Genomic DNA, 17362 nt, shown 5'->3' with positions numbered 1-17362 from the left:
CTACTCGAAACGATGATCCGTAAATATATATTCCCTCTTGTCCTTACTACGATTGCACTTTTCTTTGCAAGTGTGGGGTGTACTAGAGAGTCTCTTGGCGATGGCGGGGCTCATGTTGGAAAAAATTCTTTGCTGCTTCAATTGCAAGTCTCACCAACAGGTCTTCGCGCTACAGAGGTGGGAGAAGATGCTTACAACGAGAATACCGTATCTTCCATTACCGTCCTTTTCTACAAAGGAGGGCAACTCTTTTGGCAAAGTAAAGAGAGCGGACAAGGAGGGATCACTCCAAATGGAAGTATTACCACCCCAGGGCGTCACTACATCATACCGGTGCCCGATGATAAGAAGGCGCAACTCAATGGCGTTAATAGCTTCAACGTGTACGTTGTGTGCAACAAAGCCTCTTTTGTAGCACCTGCCACCGAAGCCGCTCTCCTCAAGGAGGTAGTTACAGATGAGCTTAATGCCACGGCTCCCACTAGCTTTGTGATGATTGGGAGTGCGACTAATAAGAAGATTGACATGGCCACTCAAGCCGGTCGAAACTTGGGTTCTATTGGTCTCAAGCGCGTGGCTGCCAAGGTACGAGTACTCCGACCCACTGTAGACGTTGCCGGCTACGTGCAAGTGGGAGATGCCCAGGTCAAACTCCGTAACTATGCGGATCGGGGCTATTTGGCAACTGCGGAGAATGTTCCTACTGCCGAATACAAAACAACAGACTACCGCCCTGTGACCGAAGTGTTGCCCAACGGAGGTAAAGCTATGCACTTCTATTCGTACTACAACGAGTGGGCTTCGCCTGCAGCTTTAGGCCAGCGCCCCGAGCTCATGGTGCAGATCAAAATGAAGAAAGAGGGTGAAAGCGACAATATGGCTAAGGACTACTATTACAAAGTGCCTTTGGAACCTCAGCAAAAATCCCTACAGTCCAATAAACTCTATGAGCTATCTCTCCGAATAGAAATTATTGGCTCTCCCTCCCCCGAAAATCCGGAACTTGTAACAGGGGCTATCTCGATAGAAGAGTGGAGCAAACACGAAGACTCCTATGGTCTACCCGCAACGCAGTTCCTCGTTGTTGCCGAGCATGATGTGGAGATAAAGAATGCGACTCAGTATAGCCTTCCTTATCAGTCGTCAAAGCATCCCATTACTATCAGTATCAAAAAGGTGTATGCGACCTTTGTAGACGATCAAGGGGTGACACAGACGATCTCCTATACTCAAGGGATGGCAGAGTATCCTACTATTACCTTCGATGCCAATACCATTCATATCAACTCTTCTATTCCAGTAAATAATGTACCTAAGTATATAGAATTTGAGGTAACAAATGGGGTTTCTGGTCTTGCCGAAAAGGTGAAGGTTACGCAGGTTCCCTCAAGTTTCATAATCCATACCATGGGTACAAGTTCTAGTCTTCAGCCTGGTGGAGGTTTGGCACCGGGTCTCAACAATAAGGCTATGTATCACATTCGGATCTTAGTTCCCCCGGCAGGTATGATACTTGGGTTCCCTCCTACAGAACCCGTGAAGTTTTATGATAAGAATGTGTACAAAGAAACTCATTATCTGACTAAGAACGATGAAGAAACTTCCAGAATGGTGTCTCCATCGTTCGAGCTAGCCTCCCAGTTGGGAGCAACTCGTCCCATGCCTTACTATTATAGAGGGAGCTATTCGCACCCGCAAGTAGGGGATCCCGAAAGTCGCAGAAGGAGTGCAACCTATAGTTGTGCTATTTATACAGAGACCAGGAAAAATAAGGATGGTACATACTTGACTCTTGATGACTGGAGGCTCCCAACAGAGGCAGAGATTGAGCTGATTGATAAATTGCAGAATGACTCCAAGAGTGCCGTAAAACGAATCATGACGGGGCCCTTTTATTGGGATGCTTATTTAGGAAATAAGGCAATGAGGATGACAAACCCTGATAATTGGAATACGGGAGCCGATGAAGATAAGGCTCATGTGCGCTGTGTTCGTGATGTAAAAGATAATACGATTTAGAGATGAAGGCAATGAAACAAATACTTTTATACCTAGTAGCTCTACTGGCACTCTCGGCATGTGCCTCCAAAGAGTTGCCCTCCCCTACAGGTAGGGAGCAGGTACACTTCTCTATAGATATGCCCGACTTCTCGACAGTACGAGATGGAGGACTTGATGAGAGTGGCATCAGTAGCCTCGAGTTGTGGGTCTTCGACCGCGATGGTCACTTTGTGGAAAAAGCAACGGCTACGCTCACCTCGCAAGGCCCAACGAGGACGTACACTGCCTCTATTACACCTTGTGCAGAACCTCGTATCATTCATTTTGTCGCCAATGCATCGCTTACGAATGAGAGTGAATGGATAGGGCGGGACGAAATGCAGATGCTTCCCTCCTTCAAGGCTGCTGCCCACACCACCATCCCCATGTGGGCGCGCAAGAAGTATAATAGCGTACAGAAGAATACCGATTTGGGACCCATTCTGCTTCTTCGTAATATGACAAAGTGCAATCTAATTGTGGATACGGATGCCATCAAAGAGGCTACCTATAGTATCTACAATACGCTGGCAGAAGGTACATTGGCACCTTTCGATCCCTCTGCTCCTGATCGGGACCAGGCCTTTAAGAGACCGGTTACTATCCCCACAGAGCCTGCAGGAGTTCCTTTTGCCAACAATAAGCCTTGGCATGCTACGGATGGGGCGAGCCCTTTCTACGTGTATGAGCGAGATAACACCCTCTCTCCATCTGTACCCTGTCTCATCCTAAAGGCAAAATTTGGGAATGATGCCGATTTTTCGTACTACAAGATAGACCTTGTTGATAAGAATGACAAGACTAAGCGCCACCACCTCCTGCGTAATCATTATTTCAAAGTTACGATCAAGGATGTGCGTGTGAAGGGGTATGCCACCCCCGAGCTGGCTCTTGCCGGAGCAGCTGCCAACAATATCGCTCTCTCGGACGAGGTGCAGATGTATCCCTCATTCTCAGATGGGCTAGGTCGCCTAGAAATAGACAAGACATTCTTTGCTCTTGCCAATAATGAGCGTGAGGCCACTTTCAACGCCCGCTACTTCCCCAACCAGGCTACCTCCACTCAAGATAATAGTAAGCTCACGGTAAGGTCTACAGGAGACGCCGTTACAAGTGCAACTGTAGACGCGAGTGGTAAGATTACGCTCCATTTTGCGCCTCAGCCTGGGGAAGGAGGGGGAGTCCTTACCTCAGATGTGGTTGTAGGGGTGAGTGATAATGAAGACCTCAAACGCCTTGTACGCGTAGAGGTTCGTAGGCATTACGAGTATAAGAGCTTTAAGGCAAATGATCAAACGAACCTCTCAAACGTAAGGGTCACTAAGACGCAAGGAGCTAGCCTAAAGATTGAGTTCGTTCTCCCGGATGAGTTTAGCGAAGCATTGCTCCCCATTACTTTCAGAGTGTTTACCGATCATTTCTATCCATCTAATGGGCAAGGCTTTTCTTTCCAACGAGTAGAGGGAAGGACTTGCTATGAGTATACTCTCTCCAAGCCTATGCCTGCAGGGCGACGTATAGAGTGCAATCTCAAGTCGAATAAGTCAGGCTCGGCAGAGACTATAGAGGTACGTTCTGTTGAGAGGTATTTTGCCCCCAAAGAAATTCATGTCACGAATTAATGGTATTCGTTTTAGAGTGTTTCTGAAGTTCCCCCTCCCTTTCTATATGAAAGAAGGAGGGGGCTTCTTTTTGGGAGACTGCCCTTATCCATTTTCTTTTTAGCCTGAAACCTATTCCCATTACAGGCTATAAAATATTTCTCTGCTGCCTGAAAAATAAAAAGTTTCTGACCTGTATCCCTACTGGATATTAGCCTGTTTCCTTTACCCTTTCTCGTGAAGAAATTTTTGATTTTCTTGTCGTTCTGCACACAAGTGCGCTTTACGTAAAATCTTTTTGTAACTTTGGGTGGAATGAGAAGTCTCTGTTTAGCAGTGCTCTTCTTATTTGAAATCTCTCCTCATTATAGCCGTTTTGAGTCGAAAGAAGTTATTAGAACTCTATGAAAAGAAGAACTACAATTATGAGCCTCGTGGTTGCGATGATGGCTCTTTTTTCCTCTGCTTTTGGGCAGCCACTCTCTCAGCAGACTAAAGCAAAAACTCCATTTCTTGTTTCCCTCAGGACGAAACATCTTCTCCCCATGGGGGATAAAGATAAGAATGTAGAGCCTCGGAGGTCTCCTCTACGAGCTTCGAAGGCGGGAGTTATTACGATGGAGCACAACAAGCCTAAAGGGCAGACTGTCGTTATTGCCGCATCTATCCCCGACGGGCAGATGGACGGAGTAGAATTTGACCACAGCGAGTGGGATGAGTATCATATTAATGAAACTCGTTACTACAAATTCACCTCGGACAAGGTCACCTTTAAGGGATCGGATACCTACCCTCTTTCCATGCTCTCTGTGGAGAATTGTGCCATCACCAAAATCGACCTTACGAAGTGTCCTGAGTTAGCGGAGCTCTACATCAATAATAATCCGGATTTGCAAGAACTTGATTTCAGCAAGAATGCCGAGATGAAGACCATTGGAGCCGGATTTACGGGGCTTACTTCCGTAAACATTGCCAACCTAAAGAACCTGTCGGTGGCCTCTTTTGCTCCGGCTGCTCTAGAGGGAATTGATGTTACGGGTTGCGAAGGATTGAGATTTCTTCTCCTCTTTGGGAATAAAATCAAGGGAGAGAAAATGACCAAGTTGATGAATGATCTCCCCGATCGTAACAAAGATGGAATGGAAGAGGGTTGGGTCTTTATCACAGGCGATAATCCCAAGTATACTGAAGGGAATGTGTGTCTCGTGAGCGATGTGAAAATTGCACGAAAGAAGCATTGGAGAACAAAGACCGAAGACCGCAAAGACTACAAGGGACAAGACTACGTGCCGTCTTATACAGAAGATAAGATCACCTTTACCACCGAGATCCCCGTTCGTAAGGAGATCCATATGCGTATTAAGGGCGTAGATGATGCCGATTTTAATGTCGAAGGTGCCGAGTTTTGGCAATATCACTATAGGCGTGATGAGTATGTCTTGACGAGCCAAACTGTTACCATAACAGGTAAGGTAGGCTACCTCGATCTCACTGAGTGCCAGATTTCCTCTCTCAACATTTCCGGCAACAAGGAGCTGGAAGTGCTTATTTGTGCGGATAATCCAAAGATCAATTCTCTCGACCTTTCTCAGCATGTAAAGCTAAAGCGAGTGGACGTATCTCGCTGTCCTGTTACGGAATTGGATCTAAAGAATGCAAAAGACCTCGAAGCCTTTGTTGCCCTCTCAACCAAAATCAACAAAATAGATGTTGCTCCCTCGGATAAGCTTATAGAGTTACAATGTAGCAATACTTCGCTTTTTGGCGTAGACCCTTCTAAATGGAAAAATCTTGAAAACTTGACCTTGGCAGGGTGCAACTTGTCTCAAATCAATCTTTCTGAGAACAAGAAGCTGGAGATGGTGCAGCTACATGCCAATGAACTTGATAAGGTTGTTTTTGCAAGTCCTATGCTGTATAGTGCCACCGTATTCCTCAATAAGATACAGGGGGCCGATATGACGCGCATGATGCAGTCTCTCCCTCGTCGTTATGAAGGCGCTAATCCCCAAGCTGCTATTGTAGTGTATGGTACGGGGCTAGAAGATGAGAAAAATGAATGCTTAGACACCGACGTAAAGATTGCTCTGGATGCATTCTGGAAAGTCTATCAGGTAGATGCAGACTTCAAAGAATCCCCTTACAACGGCATTCCCACCGCCAATGCTCCTAAGATTTCGGGAGAGACCCCCATTGCAGTGTACCCCAATCCTACGAGTGATTTCATTTTCATTTCGGGGTTAACTGTCCAAGAGCCTGTCCAATTGTATGGTTTGGATGGGCAGATATTGCTCCAAACCCGGGCTATAGAGGGCTTTGCTCGCTTAGATGTACGAGCCCTTCCCTCGGGAGCCTACATTGTACGTTGCGGTAAAAATGCCTATTCGGTACAAATCTCTCATCGCTAATGCTCTTGGTGTAGCAAGATAAATTTGATAGAGAGAGGGGGATGCTCTGTTGTGGAGTGTCCCCCTTTCCTGTAAGAAGGAGATATACAGAGCTTCTCGTTCGGCCTAATCACAATAGGCAGAGCCCCTCATGCGTTATATTTATATGATTGCCTATATAGAAGGAAAAATAGATCGACTCTCCCCAACAAATGCCCTGCTTGATGTGGGAGGTGTGGGGTACGATATAAACATAACACTCACAGATTACACCGCTTTGCAGGGGAAACCCTCTGCTCGTCTGTGGATAACCGAGATCATTCGAGAGGATGCCCATCTCCTCTATGGCTTTGTGCGGGAGGAGAGTAGAGCTTTTTTTGAGAAACTCTGTTCTGTTTCGGGGGTGGGGCCTAGTATCGCTCGCCTTATTCTCTCCTCGTATACGCCCAACGATTTGGCAAGTATTATCGGTAACGGAGCCGTGGATTTGCTCAAGAATGTAAAGGGGATTGGGCTCAAAACAGCGCAACGTATTGTGGTGGATCTCAAAGGAAAGATCGACCTGAGTGCCTACGACCTCTCGGAGGGGGTGCCCGAGGGAGGAAATGCTCCCGAGGTCGCGGCTGTGAGCGACGAGGCTCAACGCGCCCTCAAGATGCTGGGATTCCCCGAGGCAGCTATCCGCAAGGCGGTAAAGGCTGTGCTTGGGGCGGATGCTCATCTCCCTGTGGAGGAGGTGATCAAGCAGGCTCTAAAGCGTCTTTGATTACCCTTTTTGCTAGCCGGTTCCCCATATGTCGCAGCAACAGAGACGTTGGTTTTTGGCTGTCCTAGCCCTAGCTCTCCTCGCTTTCTCTTCGTGGTGGGGAGGGGGAGCCTTGGTGCGTTCTCCTAGAGTGCCCTACCGCATTGCCTCTGTTGCAGATACTACCCATCGTCCCAAAGTACAGAAGACGCATCCCCAAACTGCCGAAGATATTGCTCGGAAGCATCCCATGGATTTGCGCAATCCATCCCAGCTAAAGAGCGAATTTATCTACGATGGAGCCACGGGCTGCTACCTATACGTGACCACTCTCAATGGAAAGCGCATCGGCACTCCCATTATTTACACCACAGAACAATACCTCGCTTACCTCAAGCGACGCGATGCCACAAGTTACTTTGCACAGCGCGATCGGGAGGGAGCCAAGGAAGAGGGGAAGCAGCAGTTCAATCCCTTCGATTTTGGTTTTGAGCTGGGACCTGCCGAAAAAATCTTTGGTCCCGGAGGGGTGAAATTGCGTACTCAGGGATCGGCAGAGCTACTATTTGGTGTAAAAACCAACGCAACGGACAATCCCTCCCTCCCTCAGAATGCTCGCAGTCATACCTTCTTCGACTTTGACGAGAAGATACAAGCCAATGTACAGGCTTCGGTAGGTACGAAGCTCAATTTTGGTTTGAATTACAACACAGAAACGACCTTCGATACCGATGCTCGTAAGCTCAAACTTGCTTATGAGGGAGAAGAAGACGATATTATTAAGCTTGTGGAGGCAGGGAGCGTTTCGCTACAACCCAAAAATTCGCTCATCCAAGGCGGAGCCTCTCTCTTTGGGATTCATACCAAAATGCAGTTTGGCAAGCTCCAACTCAGCATGGTGGTGAGTCAGCAAGAGGCAGAGACCAAGCGAGTGAGTTCGGAGCGTGGAGCACAAACCACACCATTTGAGTTTTCTGCAAACAATTACGACGAAAACCGCCACTTCTTCCTCGGGCATTACTTCCGCGATGGCTACGATCATGCCCTCTCTACCCTTCCGTTTGTTTCGTCGGGGGTGGTGATCAATCGTGTAGAAGTGTGGATTACCAACAAACGCGCACGCTTTGAGGAGGCGCGCAATATTGTTGCCTTTACGGATTTAGGGGAGCCTGAGAAGCTTACGGCGCCCGGGGTAATTGCCACGCATAAGACGGGAGGTGCGCCCGACAATAGTGCCAATTCGCTCTACGAGGAGTTGCTCTCTAAGCCGGATCTCCGCCGCATCGATCGCGTGGGGCAGCTATTGCAGGGGCATTTTGTGGGAGGAACCGATTACGAGAAGCTCGAGAGTGCTCGCCGCCTGACGCCTAATGAGTACACGCTCAACGCTTCGCTCGGTTACATCTCACTCAATACGCGCTTGAATGCTGACGAAGTGCTCGGTATCGCTTACGAGTATACCTATCAAGGGAAGGTCTACCAAGTGGGAGAGTTCAGTACAGACCGAAGTGAAAACAGCAGCGACAATCTTTATGTAAAGCTTATCAAAGGATCGGCCATGACCCCATCGGCTCCCTATTGGTACTTTATGATGCGCAACGTCTACACCCTAGGCTCCAATGTAAGTGACCTGCAACAAGATCGCTTCAAACTCGATATATACTATCGTAATGACGAGGCCGGGACGGCTCTTCCCTATCTTGATGAGGGGAATGCAAAGGGGAAACTTCTCCTACAATACCTTGGTATGGACCGCCTCGATAGCCGAGGAGAGGCCTATCCCGATGGGGTTTTCGACTTTGTGGAGGGCTACACTGTGCAGGCGCGCCGCGGATTGATTTTCTTTACCACGGTAGAGCCTTTTGGTAAAGCCCTGCGGAAGCGACTCGGGGATGATGCCATTGCCGATAAGTATGTATACCAAGAGATCTACGACAACACCTCCGTGGTGGCGCGACAGGCTGCCGAGCGCGATAAGTTTATCCTGCGAGGGGAGTACAAGGCGGCCTCCTCGGGGCAGATTAGTCTTGGTGCCGGTATTGCCAACGTTACGCCCGGTTCGGTGCGAGTTACAGCCGGGGGAGCTCTCCTTACGGAGAATGTAGATTACACCGTCAACTACGCTATGGGTACCGTGACTATCATCAACGAATCGATCTTGAATAGCGGTACACGCATTGATGTTTCCCTCGAAAATAAGGGACTCATGAACATGCAACGCAAAACGGTGGTGGGCTTCGATGCCAATTATAGCTTCAGCAAAGACCTCACCGTTGGAGCCTCTTTTATGCACCTCTCGGAGCTGCCTCTTACCACCAAGAGCGCCATAGGGGCGGAATCGATGAGCAACACTCTCTGGGGAGCCAACCTGAGCTATCGCACCGAGTGGCAGGGACTTACCAATTTGATAGACAAATTGCCCTTCCTCGATCTCACAAAACCGAGTGAATTGAAGCTGAATGCCGAGTTCGCCCACCTCATCCCGGGGCATTACGAAGGGCGATATGCCAAGGGGTACAGCTACATCGATGACTTCGAATCTTCCCAAGGGTATATAGATTTGATGAATCCCTATGCTTGGATGCTGGCCTCCACTCCGTATCAGGACGGAGCTTCGGCTTTGTTCCCCGAGGCGGCTCTTAGCAACGACCTTCGCTACGGCAATAGGCGCGCTAGGTTGTCGTGGTTTTATATCGACCCCATGTTCAATCGCGCCAATTCGTCTTTAACGCCTAGTTATATCCGCAATAATCCCGAATTCCTTAGCAATCACTATGTGCGAGAGGTAAGTATGCAAGAGCTCTTCCCCTACCGCGATTACGGGCAGAGTTATTTGAGTTATTTGCAGACTTTTAGCCTGTCGTACTATCCCCAAGAGCGTGGCCCCTACAACCTAAACGCCAATGCCCTATTGCCCGATGGCACACTCTCTAATCCGCAAGACAACTGGGGTGGGATTATGCGTAAGGTAGACCAGAGTGACTTTGAGGCCGCAAACATAGAGTATGTAGAGTTTTGGTTGCTCGATCCCTTCATCTACAATCGCGATGGGCAGGGAGGAGACTTGTACATCAACCTGGGAGAAGTGAGCGAAGAGGTACTCAAGGATGAAAAGAAATTCTTTGAGAATGGGATGCCCATCAACGACGATCCGCAAGCTACGGAGCGTACCATTTGGGGTAAAGTACCCCTAAGGCAGGGGGCAGGTTATGCCTTCGACAATTCGCCCGGGGCACGTGCAAAGCAGGATGTTGGGTTCAATGGACTTAACGACGAAGAGGAGAAGACTTGGCCGGCTTACGTAGATTACCTCAACGCGATCCGCAGCAAGGTGGGAGGAGCCGTGCTATCTCAGTGGGAGAGAGACCCCATGAGTCCCCTATCCGACCCCGCAGGGGATAACTTTATGCACTTCCGCAATGCCGCCTTTGATGCGGCTCAAGCTCCTATCCTCGACCGCTACAAGTACTACAATGGCGTGCAGGGCAATAGTGCCGAGGCGACCGACAACAACGACCCCTATAGCACGGCCAGCCGCTCCGTACCCGATGCGGAAGATATAAATCAAGACAATACTCTCAACGAAAATGAGAAGTATTTTGAGTACAAAATCTCGCTCAAACCTGCCGATATGGTGGTGGGCAAAAATCATATCGTAGACGTACGTCCGGCCACAGTCTCCCTAGCGAATGGCTCGAGAGAGACGGTCAATTGGTATCAGTTTAAGGTGCCGGTGCGAGGGTTTGACCGCAAGATTGGCGGTATTGCAGACTTCAAGACGGTGCGCTTTATGCGTATGTACCTAACGGGGTTCCGCGAAGCTACGTTCCTTCGCTTTGGTACCCTCAAATTGGTACGGGGGGATTGGCGTCAATACGATAGAGAGTTGCACGACCCCTCGCTACTGCCTGCCACTAAGGCGACGATGGAAGTCAGCGCCGTTAATATCGAAGAAAATGGGGACCGTCAGCCTATTAATTATGTGCTTCCTCCCGGAGTGTTGCGCAGTATCGACCCCTCACAGTCGCAGGCTACACAGCAAAATGAGCAATCGCTAAGCATGAAAATCCGAGATCTAGCCCCCGGGGATGCGCGCGCAGTGTACCGCAATACAGGGCTGGATCTCCGTCGATACAAAAAGCTAGAGCTCTTTACGCATGCCGAGCGCATACAGGATGCCGCCGATGCCGTTGGGGATGGAGACCTCTCCGTTTTCATCCGTTTGGGAAGCGATTATCGCAATAATTACTACGAGTATTCCATACCTCTCAAGCTCTCTCCCTATGGGCTTTATAGCTCCGATGTAGCCGCAGACAGGCGTACTGTGTGGCCGGACGAAAATAAAATGACCATCCTCTTTTCGCACCTTACCGACCTTAAGGGCGAGCGAAATATGGAGAAAAGCAAGGGTAATCCCAAGGCAGACTTCTCTCTGCGCTACGCCGCTCCCGACCCTGAGAACCCCCGTAATACCATCACCGTAGTGGGTAATCCCTCGCTCTCCAATGTGAAAACCATCATGATAGGGGTGCGCAATGGAGGGCAAGGTAGCAAGAGTGCGGAGGTATGGGTCAACGAATTGCGTTTGAGCGACTACCTCGAACAGGGCGGTTGGGCAGCCAATGCCGATATGCAGTTGCAGGTAAGTGACTGGGGAAGTGTGACGGCAAGAGGGATGATACAAACCGCCGGATTTGGTGCATTAGACCAGTCTCTCTCTCAGCGTCGGCTCGAAGATTTACAGCAAATCAACGTCTCCTCTAATTTCGAAATGGGGCGTTTCTTCCCCGAGAAGGCACACGTATCTATCCCCCTCTACTATGCATACAGCAATGAGGTGATAACTCCGCGCTATAATCCTCTTGACCAAGACGTCTTACTCTCGGAGGCTCTCAAAGCCACCACAAACAAGTCGCAGAGAGACTCGATACGGCGCATGGCGATAACAGAGACACGTACGCACTCTCTTTCTCTGAACAACATACGGGTGGATGTAAAAAGCAAAACCCCGATGCCCTACGACCCTGCCAACTTCTCTTTTAGCTATAACTACAACCAACGTAATCACCAGACGCCCGATCTTGTTTACGACTCGAGGCGCGATTGGCAAGCGGGGCTTACCTATGACTATTCGCCCATAGTCCCCCCCCTCAAACCCTTTGGTTGGATCAAGTCGGGGAGCAATCTCGTCTCCTCACTCAAGAGCTATCAGATCAATTGGTTGCCTTCGAAGATTGCTCTCTCTTCTCAGATGGTGCGCAACTACAGCGAGCAGCAAGTGCGCAACTACATACCGGGGGTAGCCAATGCACCCTCTTTGCCGGCTACATTTGTGCAAAACTTTTTGTGGAACCGAGCTCTCACACTCAATTGGGCACTGACTTCGGATATTCAATTCTCCTTCCGCTCGGGTACCAATGCACGTATCGAAGAGCCTCATGTACAGGTCAATCGTCAGTTAGAGCCCGACCTTTACAAGATTTGGCGTGACTCGGTTAATCGCAGCATTGCCGAGCTGGGGCGTCCTCTAAAGTACGATCAAACGGCAACCCTTACCTGGAAGCTGCCCTTTGCGCTCATCCCATACATGAGTTGGATTAACGGCTCTTTAAGTTATACCGGTACTTACAATTGGGATTTGGGAGCGCAGCGAGCCGATGGCGTTTCTTTTGGTAATATTATCCGCAATGAGGCACGTATCGACGGATCTTTGGTGCTGGGCTTTATGCAACTCTACAGACAAATTCCCTTCTTAGCCCAAGCCGAGAAGGCGTTGAACGCTACCCCGTCCAATACAACAATCCGCAGACGGCAGCCCGAAGCTCAAAAACCCGAAAAAGCTTCGGCTCCTCTCCGATATACTCAGGACATTACGCTCCGTGCCGATAGTGCCATTGTGGTGCGTCACAACCTGGGGAGCCGTAACCTAAAGGTCTCTGCTCGCACCGCTTCCGGCAAAACGTACAAACTCAAGACGCGCACGATAGACAACAATTCGCTGGAAATCCAAAACCTCGATACGGTACAGATTGCCCTCTCGATAGAGAACGAAAAGGCGCGCAAGAAGGCAACCCAACCGGACGAACCCTCTCGCTTTGTGCAGCATCTTGCCTACACTCTTATGATGGTGCGCGACATAAACATTACCTACAACCACACCAATAATCTCAACCTACCGGGCTTCATGCCACAGATAGGCAGCGTAGGAGGGCAATCGCGGCAGGGTGATCTCCTTGCTCCGGGGCTTGCTTTTGCCTTTGGGCTCACGGACAATAGTTTTGTAGAGGAGGCGGCTCGTCGTGGATGGCTTACGCAGTTGCAGGAGAATGTAAGGCCCTCCGCCTATTCGCAAACCGACAACCTTGGGATACGTGTTACGCTAGAACCGATCAAAGATCTCCGTATTACCCTCAATGCCAACCGCAACAGTACGCAACGCGAGGAGACCCAATTTGTTTTTGAAGGCATGCCACGCACTTGGGGCGGATCCTTTATGATGACCACCATCGGGCTCGGAGACTTTTTTGCTACAGCTCAGGCGAGTGACGGATACGCCTCTGCTGCCTTTAGCCAATTCCTCGCGTTCCGCTCCATTATTGCGGAGCGACTGCGAGAGCGTTACGAGGCTCATGCTCCTTCTTCCTCCTTTACGGTACGAGAGAATAGTGCAGATGTACTGATACCGGCCTTCCTTGCCGCCTATACGGCGAGCGCACCGGGCTCTGTCTCTCTCTCTCCCTTCCCCTCCCTCAAGAGTCTGCTCCCTAACTGGAGTATCACCTATACAGGATTGAATAAATCCCCTCTCTTCTCGGAGCTCTTCCGCAACTTCTCCCTCTCGCATACCTATACTTCTACCTACACCGTGGGTAACTATGCTTCCCTCCTAGGTTGGAATGCCATTGGTGAGGACGAAACTCCTCTCGGCTTTTTGAGGAAAACTGCAGCCGATGACCTCTCTTCTGGCTCCTCAACTGCGGGACAACGTATTGCAGCTATGCCCTACGATATTCCCTCCGTTGCCCTACAAGAGGGTTTTAATCCTCTCATCGGGTTGGAGATTACCTTCAAGAGTGGGATGACGCTCTCCTCACGTTGGAATAAACGTCGCGCCCTTAACCTCAATATCACAGCATCCCAGTTGATTGAGTCGTCGTCTAACGAGATTTCTGCCGGGATTGGTTACAAGGTCGACGACTTCTTTAAGTGGCTAGGGATTAAGCGCAAGAGGCCCTCTGGTCGCAAAGCTAAAGATGCCCTCTTGACCTCGGGCGGCTCCATGACGTTGCGTCTGGACTACAGTTACAGCCGCACCTCTATGCTGATTCGTAAGATACAAGAGAACTTCTCGCAAGCCACCAATGGCAATATCGCTCACACCCTAAAGTTTAGTGCGGACTATGCCCTCAGCCGTATGCTTACCCTGCGCGCCTTCTATGATTGGAACATGAATTATCCGCTCGTAAGTACAGCCTCGTTCCCCACACGTAACAGGAACTTTGGTGTCTCACTCCGCATCAATCTAACGCAATAGCTTGGTTATAACCTCCTCTTCTCCTCGGAGAAGTCCTAAAAGAAAGATCGTCAATGAACTCTACCTTTACCGGCAAAAGACTTTTTCTTCTCGATGCCAGTATGCTCATTTATCGAGCTTACTTTGCCTTTATTCGTACCCCCCGATTCGATAGCAAGGGAAACAATACAAGTGCTCTTTTGGGCTTTGCCAATAGCCTCATAGAGATTATTAAAAAGGAGAAGCCCGACTACTTGGCAGTGGTCTTCGACCCTGCCGGAGGATCCTTTCGTCACCGAGAGTATGCTGATTATAAAGCACAACGCGATGCAACGCCGGAAGGAATCCTCTGGGCATTCCCCCAAGTGAAGCGTTTGCTCGAAGCCCTACGAATCCCGGCCATAGAGGTACCCGACTATGAGGCAGACGACGTGGTAGGCACCCTCTCTCAGCGTGCCGAGAAAGAGGGCTTTGAGGTCTATATGGTTACTGCGGACAAGGATTATGGGCAGCTTGTTACCAAGCATTCTCTCATGTATCGTCCGGGGACTAAAGGGGCTGAGGTGTGGGGCGAGGCCGAAGTTTGTGAGAAGTTTGGCCTTGTGCACTGCTCGCAAATGGTCGATTACCTTGCCTTGGTGGGGGATGCTAGCGACAATATCCCCGGATGTAAGGGTATCGGGCCGAAAAAAGCATCGGAGCTACTTACCCAGTTTGGAAGTATTGATGCCATTTACGAGCACCTCGACGAGCTATCCCCTTCCCTCAAAAAGAAACTTGAGGAGGGGCGGGAGAATACCCTTTTATCGCGCTATTTGGCCAAGATTTGTACCGAGGTACCCATGGAGGTGGAGTGGGAGACCTTCCGCCATTTAGAGCCGAATGTGCCCCAGCTCCAGGCTCTGCTCGCAGAGTTTGAGATGCACACGCTAGCCAAGCGTTTGCTCCCAAGCGAGGGCGATACAGCCGATTGGGGAGGGGGGCTCTTCTCCTCTAGCTCTACCAGTCAAGACGAGGGGAAGGAGCCATCAGAGGCTAATTCTCTTTTCTCTCCTGAGCAAACAGCCTCTCTACAAGGGCTTACGACATTGAAAGATACAGCGCACACCTACCACGTGGTACGCACAAGGGAGGAGCAGAAGCAGCTTTGGGCGCGCCTTGCCGAGAGCAAACAATTTGCTTTCGATACCGAGACGGATGGGCTCAATCCGCTCACCGCCTCTATTGTGGCAGCCTCATTTGCTCCCGAAGAGGGCGAAGCCTACTATCTTCCCCTTCCCCAAGACTTTGATGAGGCTTGCACCATCCTCCAGCCGCTCGATGCCCTCATGCGTAACACTGAGATACTCAAGATGGCTCAGAATGCGAAGTTCGACCAAAAACTTTTGGCTCGCTATGGGGTCTCGTCCGCCACTCCGCTCTTCGATACGCTTGTGGCGCATTATCTTATCGCTCCCGATCAGAGGCATAACCTAGATACCCTAGCGCAGCAGTATCTAGGCTATCGTACTATTGCTTATAGTGACCTGTCGGAGAAAAAGAACTTCGACTTGCGCCGAGATGTTGCAGAGGAGCTTTTGGTGGATTATGCCGCCGAAGATGCCGATGTGGTACGCAGGCTCTACCCCCTTCTTCGGGAGAAGCTAGAGCAAGAGCAGCAAGAAAAACTTTTTTGGGAGGTAGAGATGCCCCTCGTCGGAGTGCTGGAGCGCATGGAGCGTGAGGGCGTACAATTGGATGTACAGAGACTGCATGAGGTCTCCGAGAAGCTCACGAATGACCTCCGCGAGACGGAAGACGCGATATTCCACTGGGCTGGTCACTCTTTCAATGTCAGTAGCCCTAAGCAGGTGGGAGTGGTCTTGTTTGAAGAACTGGGCTTGCACGCCAAGGGTAAGAAAACAAAGACAAACACCTACTCTACAAGCGAAGAAGTGCTCTCCAAATGTGTGGATCAGCACCCTATTGTGCAGAAGATCTTGGATTATAGAGGGCTGAAAAAACTCATTGGCACCTATACGGAGGCTCTTCCCGAATTGGTCTATCCTGATGGTCGCTTGCGTACCTCGTACAACCAAGCCGTGACCGTAACGGGGCGGCTCTCCTCGAGTGATCCTAATCTCCAAAACATCCCCATTCGCTCCGCTATGGGGCAAGAAATTCGCTCTGCTTTCGTGCCTCGCAGCTCGGAGTTTACTTTTTTGAGTGCCGATTATTCGCAAATAGAACTTCGCCTCATGGCTCACTTTAGTCAAGACGAGCATTTGATAAAGGCTTTTGTGGAGGGGGAAGATGTACACCGCTCTACCGCCGCACGGATCTACAACGTGGCTCCGGAGGAGGTTACGCCCCTGCAGCGATCCCATGCCAAGACTGCCAATTTTGGTATTATCTACGGCATATCTGCCTACGGATTGAGTCAGCGTCTCAATATCGATCCTTCCGAGGCTTCTGCCCTTATCTCCAGCTACTTCGAGAACTATCCCGCTGTGCGTGCCTATATGGATGAGTGCGTGCAAAAGGCAAGAAAGCTCGGCTATACCGAAACTCTTTTGGGGCGCAGACGTTACCTGCCTGACATCAATAGTCGCTCGGCCACTGTGCGTCAATTTGCTGAGCGCAACGCTGTAAACGCACCTATTCAAGGGACGGCTGCCGATCTTATCAAGGTGGCTATGATACGTATAGACGCAAAAATGCGTGAGCGAAACATGAAGAGTAGAATGATAATGCAGGTACACGACGAACTTAACTTCGATGCCTATTTGCCCGAAGTAGACGAGTTGCGAGCCTTAGTGCACCAAGAGATGTGCCAAGCCATCCCCAATCTTAGAGTACCCCTTGAGGTGGAAATCGGGGTAGGGAGTAGTTGGCTCGAAGCTCATTAAAGACTTGTTTTATGTCAGAAAATAGAGAGGAGGGTGCCACGTAGAGGGTGCTCTTCTCTTTTTTGTACCTATCGACTCCCTTAATTGCCGGCTGGAAAAGAAACATCTTTAGGGTGGAAATCCGGCCGCTCTAGGGCAAGAAACTTTCTGCTGCTGCCTGAAAAATAAAAAAATTTAGGCTGCCATTC

The 17362-nt window shown here is 49.8% G+C and carries 7 protein-coding genes; 6 read left to right on the top strand and 1 reads right to left on the bottom strand.

What is annotated here, in order from left to right; genetic code table 11:
- Positions 1–12 precede the first annotated feature (12 nt).
- Entirely contained in the window at positions 13–2019 is a 2007-nt protein-coding gene (locus tag ACTTHR_RS03650; protein WP_442605226.1) for a hypothetical protein, read from the top strand.
- An 11-nt stretch (positions 2020–2030) separates the two neighbouring features.
- Positions 2031–3662 (top strand): hypothetical protein, encoded by a 1632-nt coding sequence (locus tag ACTTHR_RS03645; RefSeq protein ID WP_442605225.1) that lies wholly within the window; start codon positions 2031–2033, stop codon positions 3660–3662.
- A gap of 11 nt (positions 3663–3673) precedes the next feature.
- Here ACTTHR_RS03645 and ACTTHR_RS03640 read toward each other — a convergent pair whose 3' ends face one another.
- A complete protein-coding gene (locus ACTTHR_RS03640; protein WP_442605224.1) occupies positions 3674–3913 on the bottom strand; it encodes a hypothetical protein in 240 nt (79 codons plus the stop codon).
- Between the two features lie 132 nt (positions 3914–4045).
- On the opposite strand from ACTTHR_RS03640, the gene ACTTHR_RS03635 reads away from it, so the two are divergent.
- The 4 genes from ACTTHR_RS03635 (at position 4046) to polA (ending at position 17174) form a co-directional block, all read left to right on the top strand.
- Positions 4046–6049 (top strand): T9SS type A sorting domain-containing protein, encoded by a 2004-nt coding sequence (locus ACTTHR_RS03635; RefSeq protein ID WP_442605223.1) that lies wholly within the window; start codon positions 4046–4048, stop codon positions 6047–6049.
- A gap of 145 nt (positions 6050–6194) precedes the next feature.
- On the top strand, positions 6195–6794 hold the full coding sequence (ruvA, locus tag ACTTHR_RS03630; RefSeq protein ID WP_442605278.1) for a Holliday junction branch migration protein RuvA: 600 nt from the start codon (positions 6195–6197) through the stop codon (positions 6792–6794).
- Between the two features lie 28 nt (positions 6795–6822).
- Entirely contained in the window at positions 6823–14307 is a 7485-nt protein-coding gene (sprA, locus tag ACTTHR_RS03625; RefSeq protein WP_442605222.1) for a cell surface protein SprA, read from the top strand.
- A gap of 53 nt (positions 14308–14360) precedes the next feature.
- Positions 14361–17174, top strand: coding sequence for a DNA polymerase I (gene polA / locus ACTTHR_RS03620; RefSeq protein ID WP_442605221.1), 2814 nt, complete (start codon positions 14361–14363; stop codon positions 17172–17174).
- The last annotated feature ends 188 nt before the right edge of the window (positions 17175–17362 follow it).

The sequence above is a fragment of the Porphyromonas endodontalis genome (assembly GCF_052173515.1).
Taxonomy (GTDB): Bacteria; Bacteroidota; Bacteroidia; order Bacteroidales; family Porphyromonadaceae; genus Porphyromonas; species Porphyromonas endodontalis_A.
This window is presented reverse-complemented; position numbering and strand designations above follow the sequence as displayed.